Genomic DNA, 24,002 nt, shown 5'->3' with positions numbered 1-24,002 from the left:
GACAAATTGCTGTTCCTTCTAAGTCCCGTCAGCAAAGCATACCACGCGCTTTGCCGTTGCATTTCAAAATACTGTACGGTACAGTACACATTGTGCACTGCACGATCAAGAGCCAATAACAAACGAATTGGAAACGATGAAAGAAACATCGGAAAAGCAAGAAAACCAGTCCTCTAGAAGGTCTGCACGCCGCCGTGCCATGATGGACGCGGCATGGGAACTCCTCCTTGAAAAAGGGTTCTCTGGTGTGACGCTTAATGACGTTATTTCCCGTTCTGGCGGTTCGCGCACCACTGTGTACGAAGCTTTTGGCGGAAAGGATGGCTTGCTCGCTGCCGTGATGGAAGAGCAATGCATCGAGTTTTCCGCAGAGCTTCATATTTCGCTTGAATCCGATCTCCCTCCCCGTGACGCCCTGACAGACTTCGGTAAAAAACTGGCCAAAAAGATACTAACCGAGGAAGCCATTCGCTTCACGCAGATTCTGTTTTCTGAAGGCCAACATTTTATACCTTTGGTTGAGAAGTTTATGAAAGTCGGCCCCGATAGCACGCGGGCACGCCTGTCCCGGTATCTGCGACGCCAACATGACCTTGGTCACATTGTGGTTGATGATCCGGTTCACGATGCCGAATTGTTCAATGCGATGATCATTGGCGACTGGCAAAAACAGATCCTCAAAATGATTGATCCCCCAACATATAGTAACGCCGAGATCGAAAAACGCGTTTTACGTGCGGTTGAGGTCTTCTTATGTGGTGTCGGCAGTGAAAATTACCGCAAAACAGCGGATGATAAAAACTGACCATCCCCTGCTGGTCAGCGACTTGATATCCCCGATCCTAAAGCCCCCCTCCTGACAGCATCCTGTCAGCATCCTGTCAGCATCCTGTCAGTTAGAGTGATCCGTTGCGCAATATCTGCCCTATGATTACCAAAATTGAGGTAAACGTTAGGGCAACGCTTTTGGGCCGGTATGGACACCCTTCATGCCACGCCAGCCCTGCAAACCCCGGCAACGGGCCCGCAACGGAGATATCTGCATGCGCATTCGTACGGCTTTTTCATTGATTGGCTTATGGGCACTTTCCCTGCCTGCCTTAACAGTGCAGGCACAGGCCATCACCACCGATAAAGCACGCGATGTCATGGATGCCATCCTGATGCAAAGCGGCATTTCAGCAACCCTGTCGGATGCCACGCTCACATCCGATGGTGCCGCAGCGCTGACCTATGATGACATCTCGCTGGGCCTGAGCGGCTATTCCACTCCGCGAACGCTAAGCATGAATGGCGTCCATGTCACTGTCCGTGACACAGATCAGGCCAATCAGGTCGATCTGGACATCAAACTGCCCGAACGCGCAAAAATGAATGCCGAGGCAACCTCGGACCAACGCGATCTCACCATGCGCAATGCCGGTGGGTATCTTCGCTGGGACACCGTGAAAAATGCCCCGGTAACCTTTGACGGGTTTGCCGACTTTTTGATTGGTGATGAACCGGTCACGCGCAAACACTGGCTGATGAACGGCCTTGTGCTGCAATGGCTGCCCCAACAAGCCCGTGTTTCGTGGCAAAGTGCGGAATGGACCGGGGCAAACCGGGAAAAGCGCGGCTCGTCCAAGGCCGCCAGCCTGATTGTCTATCCCGGCGACAACGGTGAAACCCACCTTGATTACGCCCATGATGGCTTATGGCTGCCCAGCCTTTTGCAGCCGCGCACCGTGCGCATCAAAAGCAGCAGCGAAGGCCTGCCCTGGACCGAGGCCAAGCCGATCATTGAAAAAGGCTTCCTTGATATGCTGACCGGCACCGCCCCGCGTATGGCCCGCAAGCAAATCGGCAATGCGCTTTGGCAAAAGGCCGCCGATAATGGTGCCCCGGTCAAAATCGATGAATTTTATATTGAATCACGCGGTCTTGAGGCACTTGGCACAGGTGAACTTCTGGCCCAACATGCCGCCCGATATGGCTTTACCGGCGAAATGGACTTCAACCTTCTGGGCAAGGACCTTTTGCAAAATTTGATTGGCACCCCTGAAAGCCCGACCCTTCTGGGCGCGCTTGTTCCATTTGCCGTCAATGGACTGGCATCGGGCGAACCAGGCCCCGGCGGCACGACGCAGTATGGCACGCGGCTTCTGGCCGATGGCCGCATTGTGGTGAATGGTGTTACGGTCTATCAGGCGCCAAATGGTGGTTAAGACAGAGCCCACCATGCCCCCGTTCTCGCCCGGCCCATGCAACCGCATTGTGATCTATTGCAAGAATATTGATGCGATGGCGCAGTTCTATGCCGATCACTTTGGCTATCAGCCCTCCCAAAAAGACGGGGATCGAATTCTTGAACTGATCGCACCTGATGGCGGTCTCATCCTGATGCTCCATCAGGCGGGAAAGGGACAGCGCAACGGCCAGTCGCTGATCAAGCTGGTATTTGACGTGCGCGACGTCGAACATACCCGCAGTAATTTGCTGGAACGCGGCATCAAGGTCGGGCCACTCCATCAGGCAGACGGCTATTGCTTTGCCAACATGAAAGACCCGGCGGGCAATTCGGTTTCGATCTCAAGCCGGGCGTTTGCGTAACGTGTAAGCGCATTTCAATCATACATCTTGTTGACGCCCCCACCGGAACTTCGCATGATCCGCAGACGAGACTGGCCACCAAAAGTGCCGGTCCACGCAAATCAGGGAGTTTCTCAGAATGAAGATCAATAAAACCGGCCTCCTTTCCGGACTGGTCGTCGCCGGTAGCCTTTTTGCATCAATCAGCAGCGCATCGGCCGACACCATCAAGGTCGGCATCGCCAACTTTGGCGAGCATCCGCAGCTCAATGCCGCGATTGCGGGCTTTAAGGAAGCCATGGCCGAAAACGGCTTTGTCGAAGGCACCGATGTCACCTATTCCGAAAGCCACACCAACTTTGACGCATCTCTGGTGCCCCAGATGATCACGAAGTTGCAGGCCGAAAATCCAAAACTGATCTATACCGTAACCACCCCGGTTTCCCAGATCGCCAAACAGATTTTGGCCGGTTCAGACATTCCCATCGTATTTTCCGCCGTAACCGACCCGGTTGCTGCCAAGCTTGTCCCGTCGTGGGACGCTGGTGACACCAACATGACCGGCGCTTCGGATCTACAGGACATCGCAGCAGTTCTCGAATTCACCCGCAAACTCCTGCCCGATGCCAAACGTCTTGCCATCCCCTACAACCCGGGTGAGGCCAACGACGTTGCCCTGCTTGAAAAGGTCAAAGAACTCGCACCGGCCGCCGGTTTTAGCGTCGTTTCGGTTGGCATTGATAACGTCAATGACATCTTGCAACGCATCACATCGGTCGCGGGTAAGGCCGATGTCATCTATACCCCGGCATCCAACCTGATCCAGCCTGCGATTGCAGCCGTGTCGGCTGCTGCCCGCCAGATCGGTGTTCCGATTGTCAATTCTGACAGCTCCGCGGTTGCCAACGGCACCGTCCCGGCCAGTTTCTCGGTCGATTATGGGCAAGTTGGCCTGAATGCAGGTAAAATTGCCGCGGAAATCCTCAACGGCAAATCACCGGCAGACATTCCGCCGTCCGCCCCGACCTATGAAACCCACGCGCCGATGATTTCAAAATCTGCTGCCGCCGCCTTCGGGATCGAAATCCCGGCATCGTTTGACGATTGCGGCTGCATTGTCGAATAATTTCGCCCTGACGTGAACACCCATTGGCGCCGCAAGGGTCCGCCCCCGTCGGCGCCAATGACATTCGGGCATTATGCCATCGCGAATGACGGCACAATGCCCCAAGGAGAAGACGGATGCTTGAAATCCGATCTGCACGAAAAGTCTTTTATGCCGGTCAACCGGATGAAAAAGTCGCACTTGATAACCTTGACCTGACCCTACAAACCGGGGAATTCGGGGTTGTCATCGGCTCAAACGGGGCCGGAAAAAGCACCATGCTCAATGCCGTGTCAGGCGCACTCCCCCTTGATAGCGGCCAAATCGCCATTAACGGCGATGACGTCACCAACACGCCGGTCCATCTGCGCGCCAAACGCATCGCACGCGTGTTTCAGGACCCGATGCTGGGCACCGCGGCCAGCATGACCGTTGCGGAAAACATGCTACTGGCGGATTTGCGCAGTTCCAAACGCACCCTGTCGCGCGGGCTGAATGCCAAACGTCTGTCGGACTATAAGGACCGCCTTGCCGCCCTTGGTCTCGGCCTTGAAAACCGGCTCGACACCAAGGTGGAATTGCTTTCGGGCGGGCAGCGTCAATCACTGTCCCTGATCATGGCGGTCGGTGGATCGCCCGATTTATTGTTGCTTGATGAACATACCGCCGCACTTGATCCGCGCACGGCTGATCTTGTGATGCAGGCCACCGTGCGCGCCGTTGATACCTTTAAACTGACGACATTGATGGTGACGCACAATATGGCCCACGCGGTTGATTACGGCCATCGGGTGATCATGCTTGATGCCGGGCGCGTCAAACTGGAAATCGGCGGCGACGAAAAAGCCAATGTCACCGTGGCAAAACTGGTGGATCATTTTGCGGTCAAGACCGACGCCATGATGTTGGGGGCGGGAGCATAAGATCATGATGGAATTCATATCCTCGACCTTCACAAGTTACGTGGCGTTGGTGCCAGTCACACTCTCGCAAAGCTTTATTCTGGCCTTTGTGGTGATGGGGATCATGATCCCGTTCCGCACCCTGCAATTCCCCGATCTCACCAGCGAAGGCGCCTATCCGCTGGGCGGTTGTGTCTGCGGGGTTTTGATTGCCGCCGGGGTTAATCCGGCATTGGCGATTGTTGCTGCCCTTGCGTGTGGTTTTTTGGCCGGGTGCTGTACAGCGCTTATTCATCTGCGGTTTCGCATCCATACCCTGCTTGCCGGGATCTTGATGATGACGATGCTCTACAGCATCAATCTGCGCATCATGGGCAAATCCAACCTGTCGATCTTTGGCTCTGACACGGTTTACAACTGGGCACCCTTTGTCACACCGGGCTTCCCGGTTAGCAAAATCATCATCGCCGGGCTGATTGGGGCGGGCGTATTTCTCGCACTCAACTGGTTCTTTAAAACCGAAAAGGGCACCGCATTGCGTGCGGTTGGCTCCAACCCGGCGATGGCCGAGGCACAGGGCATTTCGGTCTGGGTATCGACCATTATCGGTGTCGGCCTTGCCAGTGGATTTTCCGCCACAAGTGGCGCATTGATGGTGCAGGCACAGGGCTTTTCCGATGTGAATATGGGCCTTGGCATCCTGATCAATGGCCTTGCGGCCCTGATGATCGGCGAGGCGGTTGTTGGCAAACAATCGGTCTGGCGTCAGTTGCTCGCCCCATTTGTCGGCGCGATCATTTATTATCAGCTGGTGTCGCTGTGTCTGGCGGCGGGCATGCCCCCACCCGATTTGAAATTGGCCACAGGCCTTTTCGTTCTGGCCATGCTGGCCCTGCCCAGCCTGAAACGCGGGCGCGGTGCCGGTGGCACCCCGGCCCGTGAAAAATTCCGCGAATAGGTTTCGCAAGAACATCAAACACATACGACAAACGGCCGCCCGCATGCATAATCTTGCACAATCGGGGCGGCCGTTTGCTTTAACTTGATATCGACTTACCAGCTGTATTTCAGCGTCGCCAGAACCGTCCGGCCATCGCCGTAATACCGGCTGCCAAACGTATTGGACGATATATACTCTCGGTCAAACAGGTTGGTGGCATTGACCGCAACACTAACATTGTCGGTCACCATGTAGCTTACCATCGCATCGGCAACCGTGTGCGACCCGATAGGAACGTCATTGGCGCTATCACCATAACGCGCCCCGACGAAGCGCAAACCACCGCCAAAGGTTAAATCGCCAAATACACCATGTTCGGGGATCGTATGATCAATCCAGGCAGAGGCCGTATGCTCAGGCACCATTTCCGGCCGGTTGCCAATGTTCGCCGTCACAACATCATCTTTGATTTCTGCATCAAGATAGGTATAGGCCAGTGTGAGGTTGGTACGGTCATCAAGCGACACCTTGCCTTCGAATTCGGCCCCGCGTGAGTTGATTTCACCAATCTGCTTATAGACGTAACTCCCACCGCTTAGCTGTGACTGTGATACGTTTTCCTGCGTCAAGTCAAACAGGGCCACCGTGAACAGCGCATCCATCTCAGCAGGTTGATATTTCACGCCGACCTCGTACTGCGTGCCCTCCTGCGGCTTTACGCCCTCTGGACGAGATGCCAGGTTAGAATAAACTGGCTGGAAGGATTCCGAATAGTTGCCGTAAATCGACACTTCATCGGTTGCCTTGTAGGTCATCCCTAAACGCGACGTATATTTGTGATCATCACGCTCAGTCGTTGTACCGCTACTGATCGTATCCGTATCGCTTTGGACATAATCGAAACGTCCACCAACCGTCGCGATCCAGTCATCCGCAATGGTCAGTTGTTCCTGCGCATAAAGACCATATGCTGCCTGAGTAATTTCGGTTTCCGAACTGCTGGTGAAGTTGATGCAGCCAATCCCGCAATAAACTGGATTATACGGATCAATGGCTGTTGCCGTCCCGTTGCGGGATCTCTCGTTATTCTGATCGCGATTGTAATCAATCCCCACCAATGTCTTGCTGTCGAGATTGTCATGGATCGCAGTGTCATACTGCATCTGGTTGTCGATGGCAAACCGGTCAAGCTCACCATAAACCGCAAAGGCATATCGGTCACCTAGAGGGGTAGTATCATTAAGATACACCGTCTCGTAATCCAGATTGACACGTGTATATCGCGCGTTCTGCCGGAATTCGAGTTTGTCGGTAATCTGGTGTGAAAACTCGTACCCGAGATTGGTTTCTTCGGTATCGAAGTTGTTAAAATCCGGTTCACCGAAAAAAGTGTCCCGACTTGTTTCAATTCCGATCGGATAACCATAGCCCAGATTGCTTTCGCGTTTGCTGTAGCTGGTCAGCAACGTCAGTTCCGTTCCGGCCTTGGGCGCATAGGTAAAGGCGGGAGCTATATAAATCCGGTCATCCTGCGAATAATCCTGAGCACGTTCGGCATCCTGCCAAAGCCCGGTCAGGCGATAGGTCCAGTTGCTGTCTTCGGCAACCGGGCCGGTCACATCACCGCCACCGCGCAGATGATTTTCGCCAAACGTGGTAAAGACCTCGCCACTGGCTTCATCTTCTGGACGTTTCGTCACCAGATTGACCAGACCACCGGGTCCATTCATGCCAAACAGGCTGGAGGTTGACCCTTTCAGGATATCAACCTGCTGCAGGCCATAAGGTTCCTGACGTGCTGTCGTGAAGTTATAGGTACGCGACGACAATCCATCGCGGTACGTCGAAAGCAATGAATAGAACCCTCTCAGGCGTACATAATCATATCGCACGTCCGAGCCATATTCGCCCGCCTGCACGCCTGCTGTGTAGGCAACAGCCTGCTGCACATCCTGTACATTGCGGGTTTCCAGTTCCTTCTGCGTGACCACCGACACCGCCGCAGAATCATCTAAAACCGGCGTATCGGTTTTGGATGCCGTGCGGCTGCGATTGGCAACGAAACTGTCGGTGATTGCATCATTCGGACCTGAAAGCTCAACCCCGGTTGCCTCAACCCGCACCGGGTCAAGCACCTCACCATCGGCCGCAGCCCCGGTCTGAAGCGCTTCGATCACCACCGTACCATCGCCGGTCACATCATAATTCAGCCCCGTCCCGCCGAGCAGCACTTCAAGCGCTGTATCCGCCCGCATGGTGCCGGTAACCGCGCGGCCCTCAAGACCTCGCACCAACGCGCCATCCACCGTCACCTGCAACCCCGACTGCACGCCAAACTGCGCCAGTGCCCGGGTCAGCGACTGGGCAGGAATGTCAAATTCATGCTGGTTCTCAAGGCTATTCTGACCGGCCTGCTGTGCCATCACTGGCGTTGCCAACAATACTGGCACCAATGCCGTCGTCATCATCAAAGCACTCGCGACAAGCGCCACGCGACCACGATTGCGCATCGTGGTTGCTCCCCCATTCGTCATTCTTTTGTCTCCGGTTTCACATCATATGCCTTACCTAAATTGAGAATGCAAACGCTTCTCAATTTCGCACACAAAACAAAACGACCGGGGATATGGATTTTTCAAAAAAACTTTCGGAAAATCACTCTTTTCTGGGAAAACCGGCAAAATCCTGCGGCTCGAACCGGGGGAAAGAGTCTCGCCTCATTGGTGAAAAGGCGGTTTTATTGCCTTTTCCGTCACGAGATAGACAGCACGGCTCAGATGATTTTTGCTTATGACGGGGATACAACCAAAACCCACGGCGTTACTTCACGCACCACCGCGTTTTGCGCACGCGCAATTGCGCGCAAGGCCAAGACCGGATCGGTCAGGCGATACACCCCGGTAACAGCCTGCCCGGCAAGGGCTTCATCGCTGATGATGATTGCGCCCTTGAAGTACCCTCGAAGACGATCAACCACATCGCCAAGCGGCTGATCCTGCGCAATCAGTTGATGATTGCGCCATGCCGCCACCTGACCTGTTGGCGTATCGCCGCGCAGAACATTTCCATCGCCGCGCACCTGTAAACTTTGCCCCGGCTCCAGAAATTCCGAATGTGCGACAAGATGGGCGGCGTTATCCACCCGCACCCGGCCATGTTCGACGGCAACCTGTGTCACCCCGGCCCCCTCGGACACATCAAATCCAGTGCCAAGCACGGTGACATCGGCCAAACGAGCCGCAACCTTAAACGGGCGCGATGGGTCTGGCGTTACATCAAAAAAGGCTTCGCCATCCAGCAATTCAACCGCCCGCACGCCATTTTCGAACGTCACACGAAGGGCACTTTCCGGCGCAAGCGTCACCCGGCTGTTATCGGCAAGGGTGATTGTGTTGATCTGCCCGGTGCCCGTACTGTAATCGGCCTGTAACTGGGTGGCAATTTTCGGACCAAACAGGGCGGCAAACAACGATGCCGCCACCGCCAGCCCGCCAAGACCAATACCGCGCCAAGACCCATTGCCACGACGGGCAAAACGCCCCTGTGCCTGAACAACCTTTGCCGCAGTCCCCGGCACGGTATTTTCGACGGGCGCATCCTGTATTTCAGGCCCGGCAACCGTATTTTCTGTATCGGAACGATGGGCCGAACTGGCCGCACGAACTGGGTGGCTATCCTGTCCGGTCAAAACGTCATGTGCCCGCGTGTCATGCAAAAAACGCTGCCAATCGGCGGGATCATCCGCGGTACCATTGCGCGAAGATGTCATCTGCTGCGCGGTCACCTGCCCCATCAATCGGGCCGTCTTTTGGGTTGAGTCCCAGGCACTCTGATGGGCTGGACTTTGCGCATACCAATCATCAAACCGCGCGCGCAGGTCCGCATCATCGGGTGCATCCTGCAACAGGATCAACCAATCGGTTGCGTCTTGTGCCACCCGTTCGCTGGCTGGCTCGCGCGTTCCTGCCATCACGTTACCTTTGCTAGGCTCTGCACAACCGGCCCCATTGCGGCATTTTTCCCCGACACCTTTGTCACGCCATATCCCCAAATGGATGAAGGCCAATTGCCTTTCACGCCGAAAACCCGGCGATGGTCATAGTTGCGCGTCATGGCCATCCCCCCAGTCGTTCGCGACAATGATCAATGCCTTCTGCCACAAGTTTATGGGCCAAGGGAACCGAGACATCTAAAAACAGTGCAATTTCACGCAGTTTGGCCCCGCCAAAACGATGCATTTCGCAGGCAATGCGGGTTCGGTCGGGCAATTCTGCCATGGCCTGCATCACCTTGGCGTAGTCGTCCTTATAAAGCGCGATGGTTTCCGGATCGGGACTGTCGGCCGCAGACGTCTGCACCGCGATGTCATAGTCCGCGCCACCGGTTACACTGCGTTCGCGCGCCGCACTGCGTTTGCTATCCAGTGCCAAGTTCCGCACGATCCGGTACAGATATCCGGTCGCATCCTCAAGGAATCTTCCTTTCGACGCCTCATCAAAGCGCAGCCATGCTTCCTGCACCAGATCTTCGGCCTGTACACGGTTGCCGATGATCGTACTGGCATAGCTCACAAGCGCCGAGCGCTGACGCATAAACAGGGTTAAGGATGGTGAATTTCCGGCCAAGCCGCATCTTCCTTTGGGCGACGCAATCACTGCCTGAACCGGCAGCGATACGAGACTTACCGAAAATGAGACTGATTATCAATATCTATTAATTCCCCATCACAAATGAAACGCTCAGCTTAGGGAATTGGTTACAATGCTCTGCTATAGAAGAACGGATCAAACAAGAAACAACCATCCGGGGGAACCACCGTTGCAAAAAATCAGCCTTGTCATTCTGGCCACCGGCGTTGTCGCCGCAGGCCTTTGGGGTGTTGGCGATTATATGTCGCGCAAGGGCGAAGCACATGGCGATGTGGTGCGCGGTCAATCCATTGCCGAACAGACCTGCCTGCGCTGCCACACCAAATTCGAAGGCGACCCGCTGCCCGATCCGGCCATCACCGACGCCCCGGCACTGGCAAGTTTCGGGCAACGCTGGCCGCTTGAAAACCTTGAAGAAGCATTGGCCGAAGGCATTTCCGTATCGCATGACGATCTGACCATGCCGGAATTTACCCTCACCCCTGAAAGCATCGCCGATCTTCTGGTTTACTTCGAAAGCCTGACCGACGCGGCCAACGCCAAGTAAACAGCCTGCCGGGTCGTCCGGCGGCACCGACGTCGCAAACATTGGTCATCGGCCAAATCCTCTCCCAATCGGCTTTTACCCTTGATGACGCCCCGGGCAAGCCAACCGGGGCGTTGACGCGTCTTTTCCGCGTCTTCACGCTGATGTGATCGCGCATAATTAAATCGTACACGATTTACTATTGCCCGATCATTATTTCATCGCTACAAACCATTCATCGCAACAACAGACCGCCAGCGCAGCCGACCCCCGGCTCCCCGGCACAAGGAGAGATGAAATGTTCAATCTGAAAAATCTGGCCAAAGCAGCAGCCATCGGTGCGGGCCTGATGGTCGCACCGGCCCCGGCGTTCGCCGCCGACAAAGACGCCAAACCAACCATTGTTCTGGTTCATGGTGCATTTGCCGCCTCCGACAGCTGGGATGGTGTTACACCGATCCTTCAAGACGAAGGCTATCAGGTCATCAGCCTTGCCAACCCGCTGCGCAGTGTATCTGGCGATGCTGCCTATACCCGGTCCTTGGCCGATAGCATTGCCGGTGATGTTGTTCTGGTTGGTCATTCTTATGGCGGCCCGGTCATCACCAATGCCGCAAAGGGTGCCACCAATGTCAAATCACTGGTTTATGTCGCCTCTTTCGCCCCGGTAAAGGGTGAAACGATTGGTGAACTGGCGGCAAAATTCCCCGGTGGCACATTGGGCGAGGCCCTGGCCGCCCCGGTTCCACTGGGAAATGGTGTGAATGATCTGTACATCGAACCGACCAAGTTTCATGCCCAGTTCGCCGCCGACGTCCCGGCCGACAAGGCCCGCCTGATGGCCGTCGCCCAACGCCCGGTCACTGACTTTGCGCTCAACGAACCGTCTGGCGATGCCGCATGGAAAGACATCCCCTCGTTCCACATCTTTGGCACGGCTGACAAAATCATCCCGCCGGCCGCCATGGAATTCATGGCTGAACGCGCCAATTCGAAAAAAACGGTTGTCATTGACGGCGCATCCCATGTCGTCATGGTCTCCAACCCCAAAGCCGTCGCCGACCTGATCGTTGAGGCCGCAACCGCCAACTGATCAGCAACACTTTACTTGATACCTCCCGCCTCCCTCAACGATGCCCCACTGCGCGCTGCATTCCTGATGCGGCGCGCTTTTTTTTGCACGAAGCTGCCGGTGCAACTGCTGATACCACCACGTTTCGGACATCCCCGGCGCATCCCCCTAATAAATGCGTTAAACTTGCCCATATGTCATAGATGACACCGCACCCAAGGTTTACATATGCTTGCAGATTACTGGCAATTTTACTGGTGACTTTTTGTGCCATCCGCACACTGAGCGCCAAAGAAATACTGGTGATCGCAACCAATGACGACTATCCGCCTTTTATCCTGAAGGATCAGAAACACAGCTTTCTGCCCGATCTGTTCAAGCAAATCGGCGACCAGATGGGTGTGACGTTTGAATTTCGCTATCTTCCATGGCAACGCTGCGCGCAAGCCGTTCAAAACCATGAAGCATGGGGCGCAATTCCCTATACCCGAAATGAAGAGCGCGACAAAATCTATGACTTTTCCGACCCGATCTATTTTAGTGACGCCAAGTTTTTCGCCTATGATCCCAAGGGCGAAGCACCGCAGATCTCCTATCAAAATCTAAGCGATCTTGACGGTTGGACCATCGGCGGCATTCAGGGATATTATTACGTCCCGATGTTTACCGAGGCCGGTCTGGATGTTGATTACGTCCATTCAGAAGAACAGAACATCAAACGCCTGCAGCTCGGCCGGATTGATCTCACCCCGCTGCCCAGTACAATTGGGTGGTATTTGATCAAAAAGCTGTTCCCGGCCAAGGTCGCCGAGAACTTCTATACGCTTAAAAAACCGCTGATTTCCAGTGCGCCCTTGCATGTTATGGCGTCAAAGAACTATCCCGATAATGCAAACCTTCTGGTGCGCTTCAACGCCGCACTCGCGAAAATCAAGAACAATGGGACCTTTGCAGAACTGATTAACAAGCATGGGCTGGTGCTAAGCTTTTAAAGGCAGGCAGCCTTAATCAATGCTGCCGGTCTTAGTCAACTGCCCCCATCCCTGCACCGATTCTCAACCATATCCGCTGATATTTGACCAAACTGTCGGCGCATACCGCGCAGGATGCAGTGCAAAGTCATGCCCGGTCACCGAAACCGCAAACGCCCGGATAAAGCCGGATCGTCCCCATTCGCGGTTGCAAAACATCCCCCGAAATTGAATTCTTTCTTGACTTGAACCGATTCAATCCCAAAATTGGTCTGACGTCTGATAACTGACCAGATAAATGGACGATCAGACGATTTGGAAATCAGATAAAGGTGTGATGTGTCGCAATCGGCAGGTGCCACTATTCGACCCATACAAACCTCAGGGCGTCGCGATGCGATCCTTGAATCCCTGACGCACTTCATCGTGCAGTCAGATTTAAAACCCGGCGATCAACTGCCCCCGGAACGCGAATTAATGGCCGGGTTGAAAGTCGGTCGGTCCAGCATCCGCGAGGCCATCGGCCATATGCAGGCGCTCGGCATTGTCGAAATCAAGCGCGGCTCGGGCACCTATCTCAAACGCCCGGTTTCTGAAAAAACCCTGTATATGCCGCTCTCCATCGCCACCCAGCGCGACGGGCTTTTACAGACCCTTGAAGTCCGCCGCGGGTTGGAGGTCGAAGCCAGCATGCTGGCCGCCAAACGCGCCACTCCCGACGACATCGCCGAAATGCGCACTGCCCTTGACGCGATGGAGGCCGAACATCTTGAGTTCGGCACCGCCGGTCAGGCCGATCTGGTTTTTCACCTGTCGATCTATAAGGCGTCGGGGAACCCGCTGTTTGAACAACTTCTGGGCCAGATGCGCGAAGCATTCGAAAGCTTCTTTGCCCAGCCGTTCAACCGTCCTGATTTCGCCGGTGAATCGTTTGAATTTCACCGCATGCTGTTTGACGCGATTGTTGCAGGCAACGCCGAAGACGCCCGCCAGCAAACCCTTGCCATCCTTGAAATCGTCGAACGCGATATCGTGAGAATGTCTGATGAAGAACAACAATAATTCCACCACGCCCAAAGCCCCCGTCATGGCACCCGTCACCGCCCCAGAAAGTGTCGTCGCCTATGACGAAAGCCACTTTGCCAATGCGGTCGTGCCACCGATTTTCCAAAACTCGTTGTTTACCTTCGAAAATTGCGCCGAGATGATCGAAACCTATGCCGGGCGCAAAATCCGCCCGGTCTATTCGCGCGGCCTAAACCCGACCGTGCGCGCCTTCGAAGACAAAATCGCCGCCCTTGAAAAAACCGAAGACGCCCTTGGCCTTGCCAGTGGCATGGCCGCCATCTCGTCAGCCGTGCTATCGGTCGTCAAACCCGGTGATCGGATTGTCTCGGTCGAACATTGCTATCCCGATGCCTATCGGTTTTTTGAAATGTTCCTGCGCGACATGAATGTCACCGTCGAGTATGTCGATGGTCGCGATATTGATGCGGTGCGCGCCACCCTTCCCGGTGCCAAGATCCTATATCTTGAAAGCCCGACCAGCTGGACCTTCCACACCCATGACATCAAGGCGCTATGTGACGCCGCCCGCGATCATGGTGCGGTTTCCATGATCGACAACAGTTGGGCATCCCCCATCTTTTGTCAGCCAGCAACCCTTGGCTGTGACGTGGTCATTCATTCCGCCTCAAAATACCTTGGCGGGCACAGCGACGTGGTCGCAGGCGTCATTGCCGGCTCAAACGAATTCATCGGGCGAGTCCGGTCCAACGTCCTGCCTTATCTGGGCGCGAAATTATCTGCGTTTGACAGCTGGCTGTTGTTGCGCGGCTTGCGCACCCTTCCGGCCCGTATGCGCGAACATCAACGCTCCGCCCTGATCATTGCCCAGAACCTTGCCGACCACCCACAGGTTACCGCAGTTCACTACCCCGGACTGATGACCCCACCCGCACCGGGGTTGCGTGGATCGTCCGGACTTTTCTCATTCGAGTTTTCGCCAAAGGTCGATATCCCGACCTTTGTTGATGCGCTGCGCTTTTTCAAGATCGGCGTGTCATGGGGCGGACACGAAAGCCTGATTGTCCCCGCGTTGGTAACGCGGGCGCAAGTAGGCGGACCCAATTCGGCGATGCGCTTTGGCGTGCCGGAAAATCTGGTCCGTCTGCACATCGGCCTCGAAAGTACCGAAGACCTCTGGTCTGATCTGGCCACCGCAATCGAGGCGAGCCTGAAGTAATACCAAGGCAGAAGAACACCAAACGTTTAAAAAAACAGGGAACTTCACAATGAACTGGAAAACAACGCTACTGGCAGGTGTGACCTCAATTGTACTGACAGGTCAGGCATATGCCGACACAACCTTAAAGCTGGTCGAAGTCATCACCAGCCCGGAACGCACCGAAACGCTCAAAACCCTTGTGGCACAATACGAAGAAGCCCACCCCGGCGTGACGGTTGAAATCACCTCCCTACCATGGGGACAGGCATTTGAAAAATTCGCCACCATGGTTTCCGCCGGGCAAACCCCCGACATCGTTGAAATGCCCGATACGTGGCTGACCCTTTATGCCAACAATGGCGCACTTGAAAGCCTTGAGCCCTATATCAAGGACTGGGAAGGTGGCAAAACGCTTAATGACCGCGCGCTTGAGTTTGCCCGCTCTGCCGACGACACCGCCTATATGCTGCCTTATGGCTTCTATCTGCGTGCGATGTTCTATAACAAAAAACTGTTCAAGGAAGCCGGTGTGACCGACATTCCGGTCACCCTTGAAGATTTCCGCGACGCCGCCCAAAAGGTTTCCGCCCTGCCCGGCAAGTCCGGCTACTGCATGCGTGGTGGTCCGGGGGGCTTAAATGGCTGGGTGATGTTTGGCGCAACGGCGGCGGGCTCGAACGAATTCTTTACCGAAGACGGTCAAAGCACCTTTAATTCTGATGGCTGGCAGGACGGCCTTGAATATCTGGTGGATATTTACAAGGACGGTCTGGCCCCAAAAGACAGCCTGAACTGGGGCTTTAACGAAATCGTTGCCGGTTTCTATTCGGGCACCTGTGCGATGCTTGATCAGGACCCCGATGCGCTGATTGCGATTTCAAGCCGCATGAAGGAAGAGGACTTTGGTGTCACCACCATGCCCAAAGGCCCATCAGGCAAGGCATTCCCGACCATTGGCTATGCCGGTTGGTCAATGTTTGCCAACAGCGAAAATAAGGACGAAGCATGGGATCTGATTGCCCATCTTGAATCCAAGGAAAGCAACCTTGCGTGGAACAAACGCATCGGTGCCCTTCCGATCCATGATGGTGCCGAAAGCGATCCGTTCTTTGCCAGCCCGCAGTTCGAAGGCTGGTTTGCCGAACTGTCTGACCCCGATGTCCATCCGACCGTCATGCCGACCCACCTTGAAGAATTCGCCTTCTTTAAGGACAGTCTGGTCATTCGCACCAGTCAGGAAGCCATGCTCGGCCGGATTACACCTGAAGAACTCGCCAATCAGTGGGCAGAATATCTGACCGCCGCACAGCAAAAATGGATGCAGGCAAAGCAGTGACTTTGGCAACGCAAACCGGAAAACTCCCCGTCGAAAGACGGGGGGGCTTCTCCAAAAAACTTTCCGGTATCATCGAACCCTATCTTTATGTCTCGCCGGCACTGGTTCTGATCATTGCGGTCATGTTGATGCCGCTGATCCTGGGCCTAAGCTATGCCTTCCGCGACATCCGTATCCTCAATCCGTTTAGCGGCGGCTTTGTCGGCATGGCCCATTTCCAAACCCTGATGTCTGATCAGGCGTTTTTGGGTGCCTTGGCCAACACCGCATGGTGGACGTTCGGATCACTGGTGTTTCAGTTTGGCCTTGGTCTTATTCTGGCCCTTCTGCTCAACCGCGCCTTTTTGGGCCGTGGTCTCATTCAGGCCCTTGTGTTTCTGCCGTGGGCGGTGCCGACGTTTCTGTCGGGGCTCAACTGGGCATGGATGTTTAACCCGGTGGTCGGTCCCTTGCCCCACTGGATGACATCGCTTGGCCTGATGGCCGAACCTTACAACATCCTGTCGGACCCTGATCTTGCGATGTGGGGCCCGATCATTGCCAACATCTGGTTTGGCATTCCGTTCTTTGCCATCACCATGCTGGCCGCCCTGCAATCCATTCCCAAGGAATTGTACGAGGCCGCCTCAATTGATGGCGCAACCACGCGCCAGCAGTTTATCAGCATCACTTTACCCTTCCTCGCGCCCACCATCGCGATCACCTTGATGCTACGCACCATCTGGATTGCCAATTTCGCCGATTTGATTGTCGTCATGACCAAGGGCGGCCCGGCTGATTCCACCCAGATTGTTGCCTCTTACATCTTCACACAAGCCTTCCGCCGCCTTGATTTTGGCTATGCCTCGGCGATTGCCGCCGTCCTTCTGGTCTTGTTGCTGGCCTATGCGCTCAGCGTGATTGCGCTGCGTCGTGCCATGACGCACTCAGATAACTAGGGAAATCCCCAAATGACCCTGACCGGACACACATCAACGCGCAAAATGCTCTATTGGGGCAGTCATTATCTGATGATTGCCGCCTTTGTGATCTTTGCGCTGTTTCCGCTTTACTGGTTGCTTAAGGTGTCCGTGACGCCAAACGACATCCTCTATACCGAAGGTGTTCGGATGTGGCCGTCACGCACCACGTGGGACAATTACACATTCGTTCTGACCCAAAGCAACTTCCCCCACTATTTCATGAATTCGGTGATTGTCGCGGGCACAACGGCTGCGGTGACAACCGTAATCGCCGCCCTGACTGGTTATGCGTTTTCGCGTTTTGCCTTTCGCGGCAAGGTGATCATTGTCGCCCTGATGCTGATCACCCAGATGTTCCCGCTGGTCATGCTGATCGCGCCGATCTTTAAAACTCTGGCCCCGCTTGGCCTGACCGACAGCCTGACCGGGCTGATCATTGTCTATACGGCCTTTAACGTGCCGTTTGCCACCTTCCTGATGCAGTCGTTCTTTGATGGTATCCCCAAGGATCTCGAAGAAGCCGCGATGATTGATGGCAACACCCGGTTCGAAGCCTTCCGCGCGATCATTTTGCCGCTGACCCTTCCCGGTGTGGCGGCAACCCTTGGCTTTGTCTTCACCGCCGCCTGGAGCGAACTTTTGTTCGCCCTGATGCTGGTCAGCAGTGAGTCCGCATCGACCTTCCCGGTTGGTCTTTTGTCATTCGTTTCGAAATTCAGCGTCGATTTCGGCCAGATGATGGCTGCTGGTGTGCTGGCACTTATTCCCGCCTGTCTGTTCTTCCTGCTGATCCAGCGTTATCTGGTGCAGGGCCTGACAGCAGGTGCGGTCAAAGGATAAGAGGACAACTTTTATGGCTTCTATTGAAATTGCAAATGCCCGCAAAAGTTACGGTGCGGTTGATGTGCTGCACGGCATTGATCTTGACATCAGCGACGGTGAATTCATCGTCCTTGTCGGCCCGTCGGGCTGTGGAAAATCAACGCTTTTGCGCATGATCGCCGGGCTGGAAGACATCACATCTGGCGATATCTCAATCGCTGGCAATGTCGTCAACGACCTGCAACCGAAAGACCGCGACATCGCCATGGTGTTTCAGTCCTATGCGCTCTATCCGCATATGTCGGTGGCCGAAAATATGAGCTACGCGCTCACCTTGCGCAAAACCGCCAAGGAAAAAATCGCTGACGCCATCACCAATGTCGCCGATATCCTGGGGCTCAGCGCATTGCTTGAACGACGCCCCAAGGCACTTTCGGGTGGGCAGCGCCAACGTGTTGCCATGGGGCGCGCGATTGTCCGCAAACCGCAGGCGTTTTTGTTTGATGAACCGTTATCAAACCTTGATGCGCGCCTGCGCGAACAAATGCGCACCGAAATCCGCAAACTGCACCGTCGGCTTGGTGCGACGTCGGTTTATGTCACCCATGATCAGATCGAAGCCATGACCATGGCCGACCGGATTGTCGCCATGCATGACGGCATCATTCAGCAGGTCGGAAGCCCGGTCGAAATCTATGACCACCCCGCCAACATCTTCGTCGCCAGCTTCATCGGCTCGCCTGCCATGAACTTCCTCGAAGGCACTTATGAAACCAAGGACGATAATGGCGCTGATGGTGCAGCTATTCGTTTATCCGATGGATCATTGGTTGCGGTTCTGCCCGCACGCGGGGCGACAACCCATCAGGCCGTCACCCTTGGCGCACGGCCCGAACACATCACCATCGTATCTGATGCCAATTCGGGTTTAGCCGCCCGTGTCGATCTGATCGAACCGATGGGTCTTTCGACCCTTGTCCATGCCACACTGGCGGACAAACCGATCAAGATTTTCACCATGGACCGCCCGGACTATGCCGTCGACAGCACCATTCACGTCAGCTTTGACATGGAAAAAGTGCATGTCTTTGACACCAAGTCCGAATTGCGCCTGCCCCCGGTTATCGAACCGCACGCGCCCCTGACTGAGTAAATAGCCGCATCAATCGAATAACAATTTAAAGGATATTTACTTTGACAGAAACACCACCATTGATCACCATTCTCTAATTCAAGTTAAGGGAGATCAAAGATGGCTATGACCGGCGCTGAAAAACTTATGATGCTAATGCTTGCTGAAATTCACGAAGCCACGGTGAAGTCCGGCGAAATCGACACGAAATTGATCAAGAGCGCCGTAATAAACAGGCATGAGTGGGCGCTGGCATGGGAGTACGCCAATTTCATCTCTGACGAAGAGCTTTCTACTCCTGAGTATGTTCATGAAACGTCAGGCATTCTCACGGCTTGGCTCGTCATAGAAAACAGCTATCAACGTCTTTCAAACGAAGAAAAGAAAGAAGTAGATGCTGTATACGGCAGAAAGCCAGTTTTTGGTGGATTTGATGGGAACAATGAGAGCGAGCATTATTCGGCGGCCTTGTTCTTGATTGATGATCTTCACCGCTTTGCCCTTTTCAAGGGAAGAGACATCAACTCTCATATGATTTCTCTTCAAAAGCATAAAGCGATTCAAGAGCGTTACAAGCCTTTTGCGGCCAATTTGCACTCTGGTGTACTAAACAAGAATGCCCTTATAGAGATTCTGCAGTAAGCCCCTAGTAAGTTCACACGCCATGCGATTGGTGGCGCTCAAATCGCAGACAACACCTTTCATCAAATTTAGGGCGGGGTGCGATAAACGCCCCGCCCATCATCCACAGCACCCCTTAGGTCAACGCTGGTTTGTTAAAAACCCGCAAGAAGCACGACCCAAAGGCATTTGCCTGTCGCAGGGCGATCTGACCATGCCTGAATGCCCCTCACCCCCGAAAGCATTGCCGATCTTCTGTTCCGTCTTGGTGAACGGACCCGCGAAGCTGATGCCAAATCGGGGCGCTGATTCCGTCGGGCAAAGGGTCTTTTTATATTAATAAACCCTGATGAATATCCACTTTGTGTCACCCGATATCCACTTTACGCACAAGAAAGTCGCCCACCCCAGATTGCCAGTTGTGGCCTTCACAGAAACCACCCAAGAGAATGGGAAACATTCAATCTCATGACCCAAGGCGTGCTGTCATATGGATCCGCATCCCCCCTCCTGGCTGACAGGACAATTCTCCTGCTGGCGCGGTGTCCCCGCGCACGCCCGATGCTGCCTTGTTCTCCTGATCCTGTTATCCACCACACCAACAAGATCGGCACAGGCCGCAACGTTCAATGTCACCAACACCGCCGACAGCGGTGCCGGTTCCCTGCGTCAGGCGATTTTTGATGCCAACGCTGCGGGCGGTACCAACACCATCGATGTCCAAAATGGTCTGGGCACCATCACGCTGACCAGCGGCGATCTGAACGCGCTAAACAGCAACATCACGCTGAACGGCAATGGTAATACGCTCAGTGGCAATAACGCGTATCGCGGCCTGTTTGTGTATTCCGGCACCGTGGCAATCAACGACCTGACCATTGAAAACGCCGTTGCTTCGGGCGGCGATGCCGGTCAGGCTGCAGGTGGCGGCGCCGGGCTTGGCGGGGCGCTGTTCGTCAAGGACGGGGCGACTGTCACCATCAGCAATCTTGTCGCGCAAAACAACGCCGCAACCGGCGGTGATGGCGGCGCACAAACCGCAAGTGGGGTCACCGGCGGCGGCGGCGGCATGGGGGGTGATGGCGGCGCGGTTGTCAGTGGCAACGCCGGCGGTGGCGGTGGCCTTGGCAGCGGGGCAACCGGTGGATCAAATGGGGGCAATGGTGGTGACGGGATCGCCCAGGGCGAAGGTGCCGGTGGGGATGGCGCCAATTTAGGTGGCGGTGGCGGTACGGGTGGCAACAATGGCGGCGGCGGCGGTTCCGCCGAGAACCCGGCCGGAGGTGGTATCAACGGCATCGATGGCTCGCTTTCCGCCGACCCCGATGGCGGTTTTGGGGGCGGCGGCAGCAAAGCCGGCAATGGCGGTTTTGGCGGCGGGGGTGGCGCATTCCGGGGCGATGGCGGCTTTGGCGGCGGCGGCGGGGGTGGCGGCCTTGGCAGCGTCGCCAGTGTCGGTCAGGGCGGATTTGGTGCTGGCGACGGTGTATCAAGCGGTACCACCTCTCAGGCGGCCGGGGGTGGTGGGCTTGGTGCCGGGGGCGCCATCTTTGTCATGGATGGCGCAACCCTGACCATCGCCGGAACCCTGACCGTCAATAACAACACCGTCACCGGCGGAACCGGCGGAACCGGTGCGGCGGGCACGGCCGAGGACGGCTCTGCCTTTGGCGACGGTGTTTTCCTGCAAGGCAGCGGCACCCTGACCTTCAATCCCGATACCGGCAACACGCAAACCCTTGCCAATACCATCACCGATCAGGCTGGATCGGGCGGCACCGGCAGTTGGGCACTGACCAAAAACGGCGCAGGCACCCTGACACTCAGTGCCGCCAACAGCTATTCCGGCGCAACAAACCTTTCGGCGGGCACGTTATCCCTGTCGGGATCGGGAACACTCGGAAATGCCGCAGGCGCACTTAACCTGACCGGCGGCACGCTTGATCTCGGTACGACGACACAGACCCGGACCGGCACCATCACACTCAATGGCGCGACCGTGTCAAACGGCACATTGTCATCATCAGGAACGTTTGCGACCCAGTCGGGCACCATCAGTGCCGTTCTGGCCGGAACTGGCGCGCTGACCAAAACCGGTACCGGCACCGTCACACTGAGTGCTGCCAACACCTATACCGGCGCGACAACTCTTTCGGCGGGAACATTAACCCTGTCAGGATCGGGAACACTCGGGGATGCCGCAGGCGCACTTAACCTGAATGGCGGCACGCTTGATCTCGGCACGACAACACAGACCCGCACCGGCACCATCACGATCAATGGCGCAACCGTGTCAAACGGCACATTGTCATCATCGGGCACTTTCGCGACCCAGTCGGGCACCATCAGTACCGTTCTGGCCGGGACCGGGGCACTTGCCAAAACCGGCACCGGCACCGTGACGCTTAGTGGCGCCAACACCTATACCGGTACCACGACCATCTCGGCGGGCACCCTTGCGGTCAATGGCTCGATCAGCTCCGCTGCCACCGTTCAAAGCGGCGCGACCCTTGGCGGCACCGGCACCACCAATGACGTCACAGTCCAATCCGGCGGCATTCATGCGCCGGGCAATTCGATTGGCACACAAACGGTCAATGGCAATTACGTGCTGGGCAACGGGGCGATCCTGGCGATAGAGGTCGATGATGCGGGCAATGCCGACAAAGTAATCGTCAATGGCACGGTCGATATCACCGGTGCCACACTGCGCATCACCGGAATATCGGGCAACAATTTCTCCGGTCAAAGTACGTATAATTACACCATCATTGAAAATGATGGTGTTGACGCGATTACCGGCGATTTTGCAACCATCGACAACAAGCTCGCTTTCTATGACGCCACCCATTCGACCACGGGCGACACCGGCAATGATGTCACCCTAACCCTTTCGCGCAACGCCAACGGCTTTACCGATATTGCCACAACCCCCAATCAAAAAGCCGTCGCCGGTCAGATCGGCAACCTTTCAGGCACGGACGGGACCACCATCAGCAACGCCATTCTCGGCCTGACGAATGCCGGGGCACAGCACGCCTTTCAACAGCTGTCGGGCGATATCTTCGCCGCCGCCCCCGCCTTGAATGGCCGCATCACCCATCAGACCACCGGCCAGATCGGCGCACGCCTTGCCGACCTGAACCGCAGCCGCAACATTGCCCAAACCACCAGCGGATCGCTTGTCGCCGCCAGCACCCTGTCCCCCGCTGCACTGACCGGCTTTGCCCGTTCCGGCCCGATGGCAAGTGACAGTCAAACATATGCCAGTGACGCAAACATGCTCTCGCTGGGCTCGGAAAATGCATCACAGGCCGCATCCGCCATCTGGCTTCAGGCCATCGGAGCAACCGGCCGGATCGACGGGGACGGCAATGCCGACACCACCGATTACCAATGGACCGGCATGGTTGGCGGCTTTGACACACAGCTTTCCGACACCACCATTCTGGGGGTCTATTTCGGATATGCCGACGCCCAAAATCAACAGTCCGGGCGGAACGCCACCCTTGATAGCAACAATCTCATGGCCGGATTTTACGGCACACACGATCTTGGCCGCGATGTGCAGCTTTCGGGACAAGCCGGCTGGACCCGAACGGCAAATGACAGCCACCGTAATCTTGATTTTGGCGGCATCAATCGGACGGCAACCGCGGATTACACCGACAATGCGCTCAATGCCAATCTTGAACTGGCACGCTGGTTTGACCTTGCCCGCAACTGGCGGATTGCGCCCTATGGCGGGCTGGGTGTTCTCTGGAACGATCAAGACAGTTTCAATGAAACCGGGGCCGGATCGGCCAACCTGTCACGCGAAGCCAACAGCGACCTGACCGGCACCGCCCGTCTTGGCCTGCGCATGGCGGGCCTGTTTGAAACCGGCAACGGCAAAACAATGATCCCGCAATTTCGCCTCGGCTGGGACCACCATCTTGGCCCGACGAGTAACAGCACCACGCTTGCCTTTGCCGGGACATCTTCCTTTAACGTCACGGGCAGCGAAACCGACCGCGATACCCTGACCGGCAATCTCGGCTTTGCCCTTGCCGATGAAGACGGATGGAGCCTTTACGCCGACTATCAACCATCCCTCTCGGAAACCCGCACCGAACACGCCTTCGCCGCCGGGTTCCGGGTGGCGTTTTAAACATCGACAAAATCAT

General features: G+C 55.7%; 20 protein-coding genes. 17 read left to right on the top strand and 3 right to left on the bottom strand.

The window, feature by feature from the left end:
- Positions 1-136 precede the first annotated feature (136 nt).
- The 6 genes from AMM48_RS18205 to AMM48_RS18180 all read left to right on the top strand — a co-directional run bounded on the left by AMM48_RS18205 (position 137) and on the right by AMM48_RS18180 (position 5,536).
- Positions 137-805, top strand: coding sequence for a TetR/AcrR family transcriptional regulator (locus AMM48_RS18205; protein WP_102785219.1), 669 nt, complete (start codon positions 137-139; stop codon positions 803-805).
- Positions 806-1,043: 238 nt separating this feature from the next.
- Positions 1,044-2,207 carry a hypothetical protein gene (locus tag AMM48_RS18200; RefSeq protein WP_102785218.1) on the top strand — a complete coding sequence of 388 codons (1,164 nt, stop codon included), beginning with the start codon at positions 1,044-1,046 and terminating at the stop codon, positions 2,205-2,207.
- On the top strand, positions 2,197-2,592 hold the full coding sequence (locus tag AMM48_RS18195; RefSeq protein ID WP_244271296.1) for a VOC family protein: 396 nt from the start codon (positions 2,197-2,199) through the stop codon (positions 2,590-2,592). Before AMM48_RS18200 ends, AMM48_RS18195 begins: the two co-directional genes overlap by 11 nt.
- Positions 2,593-2,710: 118 nt before the next feature.
- On the top strand, positions 2,711-3,697 hold the full coding sequence (locus tag AMM48_RS18190) for an ABC transporter substrate-binding protein (protein WP_102785216.1): 987 nt from the start codon (positions 2,711-2,713) through the stop codon (positions 3,695-3,697).
- Positions 3,698-3,813: 116 nt separating this feature from the next.
- Positions 3,814-4,599, top strand: coding sequence for an ABC transporter ATP-binding protein (locus AMM48_RS18185; protein ID WP_102785215.1), 786 nt, complete (start codon positions 3,814-3,816; stop codon positions 4,597-4,599).
- Between the two features lie 4 nt (positions 4,600-4,603).
- The gene (locus tag AMM48_RS18180) at positions 4,604-5,536 is read left to right on the top strand and encodes an ABC transporter permease (protein ID WP_198413561.1); all 933 of its coding nucleotides are present in this window, start codon (positions 4,604-4,606) and stop codon (positions 5,534-5,536) included.
- Positions 5,537-5,631: 95 nt separating this feature from the next.
- On the opposite strand, the gene AMM48_RS18175 is transcribed toward AMM48_RS18180, so the two are convergent.
- From AMM48_RS18175 to AMM48_RS18165, 3 genes are all read right to left on the bottom strand, one after another.
- A complete protein-coding gene (locus AMM48_RS18175; protein WP_102785214.1) occupies positions 5,632-8,052 on the bottom strand; it encodes a TonB-dependent siderophore receptor in 2,421 nt (806 codons plus the stop codon).
- A 254-nt stretch (positions 8,053-8,306) separates the two neighbouring features.
- Positions 8,307-9,488: a FecR domain-containing protein gene (locus AMM48_RS18170; RefSeq protein WP_102785213.1), complete on the bottom strand. Its 1,182-nt coding sequence runs from the start codon at positions 9,486-9,488 to the stop codon at positions 8,307-8,309.
- Positions 9,489-9,627: 139 nt separating this feature from the next.
- The gene (locus AMM48_RS18165) at positions 9,628-10,143 is read right to left on the bottom strand and encodes a sigma-70 family RNA polymerase sigma factor (RefSeq protein ID WP_028791521.1); all 516 of its coding nucleotides are present in this window, start codon (positions 10,141-10,143) and stop codon (positions 9,628-9,630) included.
- Between the two features lie 193 nt (positions 10,144-10,336).
- Between AMM48_RS18165 and AMM48_RS18160 the strand changes: the two genes are divergently transcribed.
- The 11 genes from AMM48_RS18160 to AMM48_RS18110 all read left to right on the top strand — a co-directional run bounded on the left by AMM48_RS18160 (position 10,337) and on the right by AMM48_RS18110 (position 23,986).
- Positions 10,337-10,714, top strand: coding sequence for a c-type cytochrome (locus AMM48_RS18160; protein WP_022732122.1), 378 nt, complete (start codon positions 10,337-10,339; stop codon positions 10,712-10,714).
- Between the two features lie 277 nt (positions 10,715-10,991).
- The gene (locus AMM48_RS18155; protein WP_198413560.1) at positions 10,992-11,786 is read left to right on the top strand and encodes an alpha/beta fold hydrolase; all 795 of its coding nucleotides are present in this window, start codon (positions 10,992-10,994) and stop codon (positions 11,784-11,786) included.
- A gap of 236 nt (positions 11,787-12,022) precedes the next feature.
- Positions 12,023-12,757: a transporter substrate-binding domain-containing protein gene (locus tag AMM48_RS18150; RefSeq protein WP_244271295.1), complete on the top strand. Its 735-nt coding sequence runs from the start codon at positions 12,023-12,025 to the stop codon at positions 12,755-12,757.
- 318 nt (positions 12,758-13,075) lie between these two features.
- The gene (locus tag AMM48_RS18145; protein WP_022732118.1) at positions 13,076-13,798 is read left to right on the top strand and encodes a FadR/GntR family transcriptional regulator; all 723 of its coding nucleotides are present in this window, start codon (positions 13,076-13,078) and stop codon (positions 13,796-13,798) included.
- On the top strand, positions 13,782-14,981 hold the full coding sequence (locus tag AMM48_RS18140) for a PLP-dependent transferase (protein ID WP_244271294.1): 1,200 nt from the start codon (positions 13,782-13,784) through the stop codon (positions 14,979-14,981). Before AMM48_RS18145 ends, AMM48_RS18140 begins: the two co-directional genes overlap by 17 nt.
- Positions 14,982-15,030: 49 nt before the next feature.
- Positions 15,031-16,299: a sugar ABC transporter substrate-binding protein gene (locus AMM48_RS18135; protein WP_102785211.1), complete on the top strand. Its 1,269-nt coding sequence runs from the start codon at positions 15,031-15,033 to the stop codon at positions 16,297-16,299.
- The gene (locus tag AMM48_RS18130) at positions 16,278-17,237 is read left to right on the top strand and encodes a sugar ABC transporter permease (RefSeq protein WP_102785210.1); all 960 of its coding nucleotides are present in this window, start codon (positions 16,278-16,280) and stop codon (positions 17,235-17,237) included. The genes AMM48_RS18135 and AMM48_RS18130 overlap by 22 nt, the downstream gene beginning before the upstream one ends.
- Positions 17,238-17,249: 12 nt before the next feature.
- Positions 17,250-18,101: a carbohydrate ABC transporter permease gene (locus AMM48_RS18125; protein ID WP_244271293.1), complete on the top strand. Its 852-nt coding sequence runs from the start codon at positions 17,250-17,252 to the stop codon at positions 18,099-18,101.
- 13 nt (positions 18,102-18,114) lie between these two features.
- Positions 18,115-19,236, top strand: a complete 1,122-nt coding sequence (gene ugpC / locus AMM48_RS18120; protein WP_102785209.1) for a sn-glycerol-3-phosphate ABC transporter ATP-binding protein UgpC — start codon at positions 18,115-18,117, stop codon at positions 19,234-19,236.
- Positions 19,237-19,335: 99 nt separating this feature from the next.
- Entirely contained in the window at positions 19,336-19,857 is a 522-nt protein-coding gene (locus tag AMM48_RS18115) for a YfbU family protein (protein ID WP_102785208.1), read from the top strand.
- 469 nt (positions 19,858-20,326) lie between these two features.
- Positions 20,327-23,986 (top strand): autotransporter domain-containing protein, encoded by a 3,660-nt coding sequence (locus tag AMM48_RS18110; protein WP_102785207.1) that lies wholly within the window; start codon positions 20,327-20,329, stop codon positions 23,984-23,986.
- Positions 23,987-24,002: the final 16 nt, after the last annotated feature.

The sequence above is a fragment of the Thalassospira sp. GB04J01 genome, assembly GCF_000751115.1.
In the GTDB taxonomy this organism is placed as follows: Bacteria; Pseudomonadota; Alphaproteobacteria; order Rhodospirillales; family Thalassospiraceae; genus Thalassospira; species Thalassospira lucentensis.
This window is presented reverse-complemented; position numbering and strand designations above follow the sequence as displayed.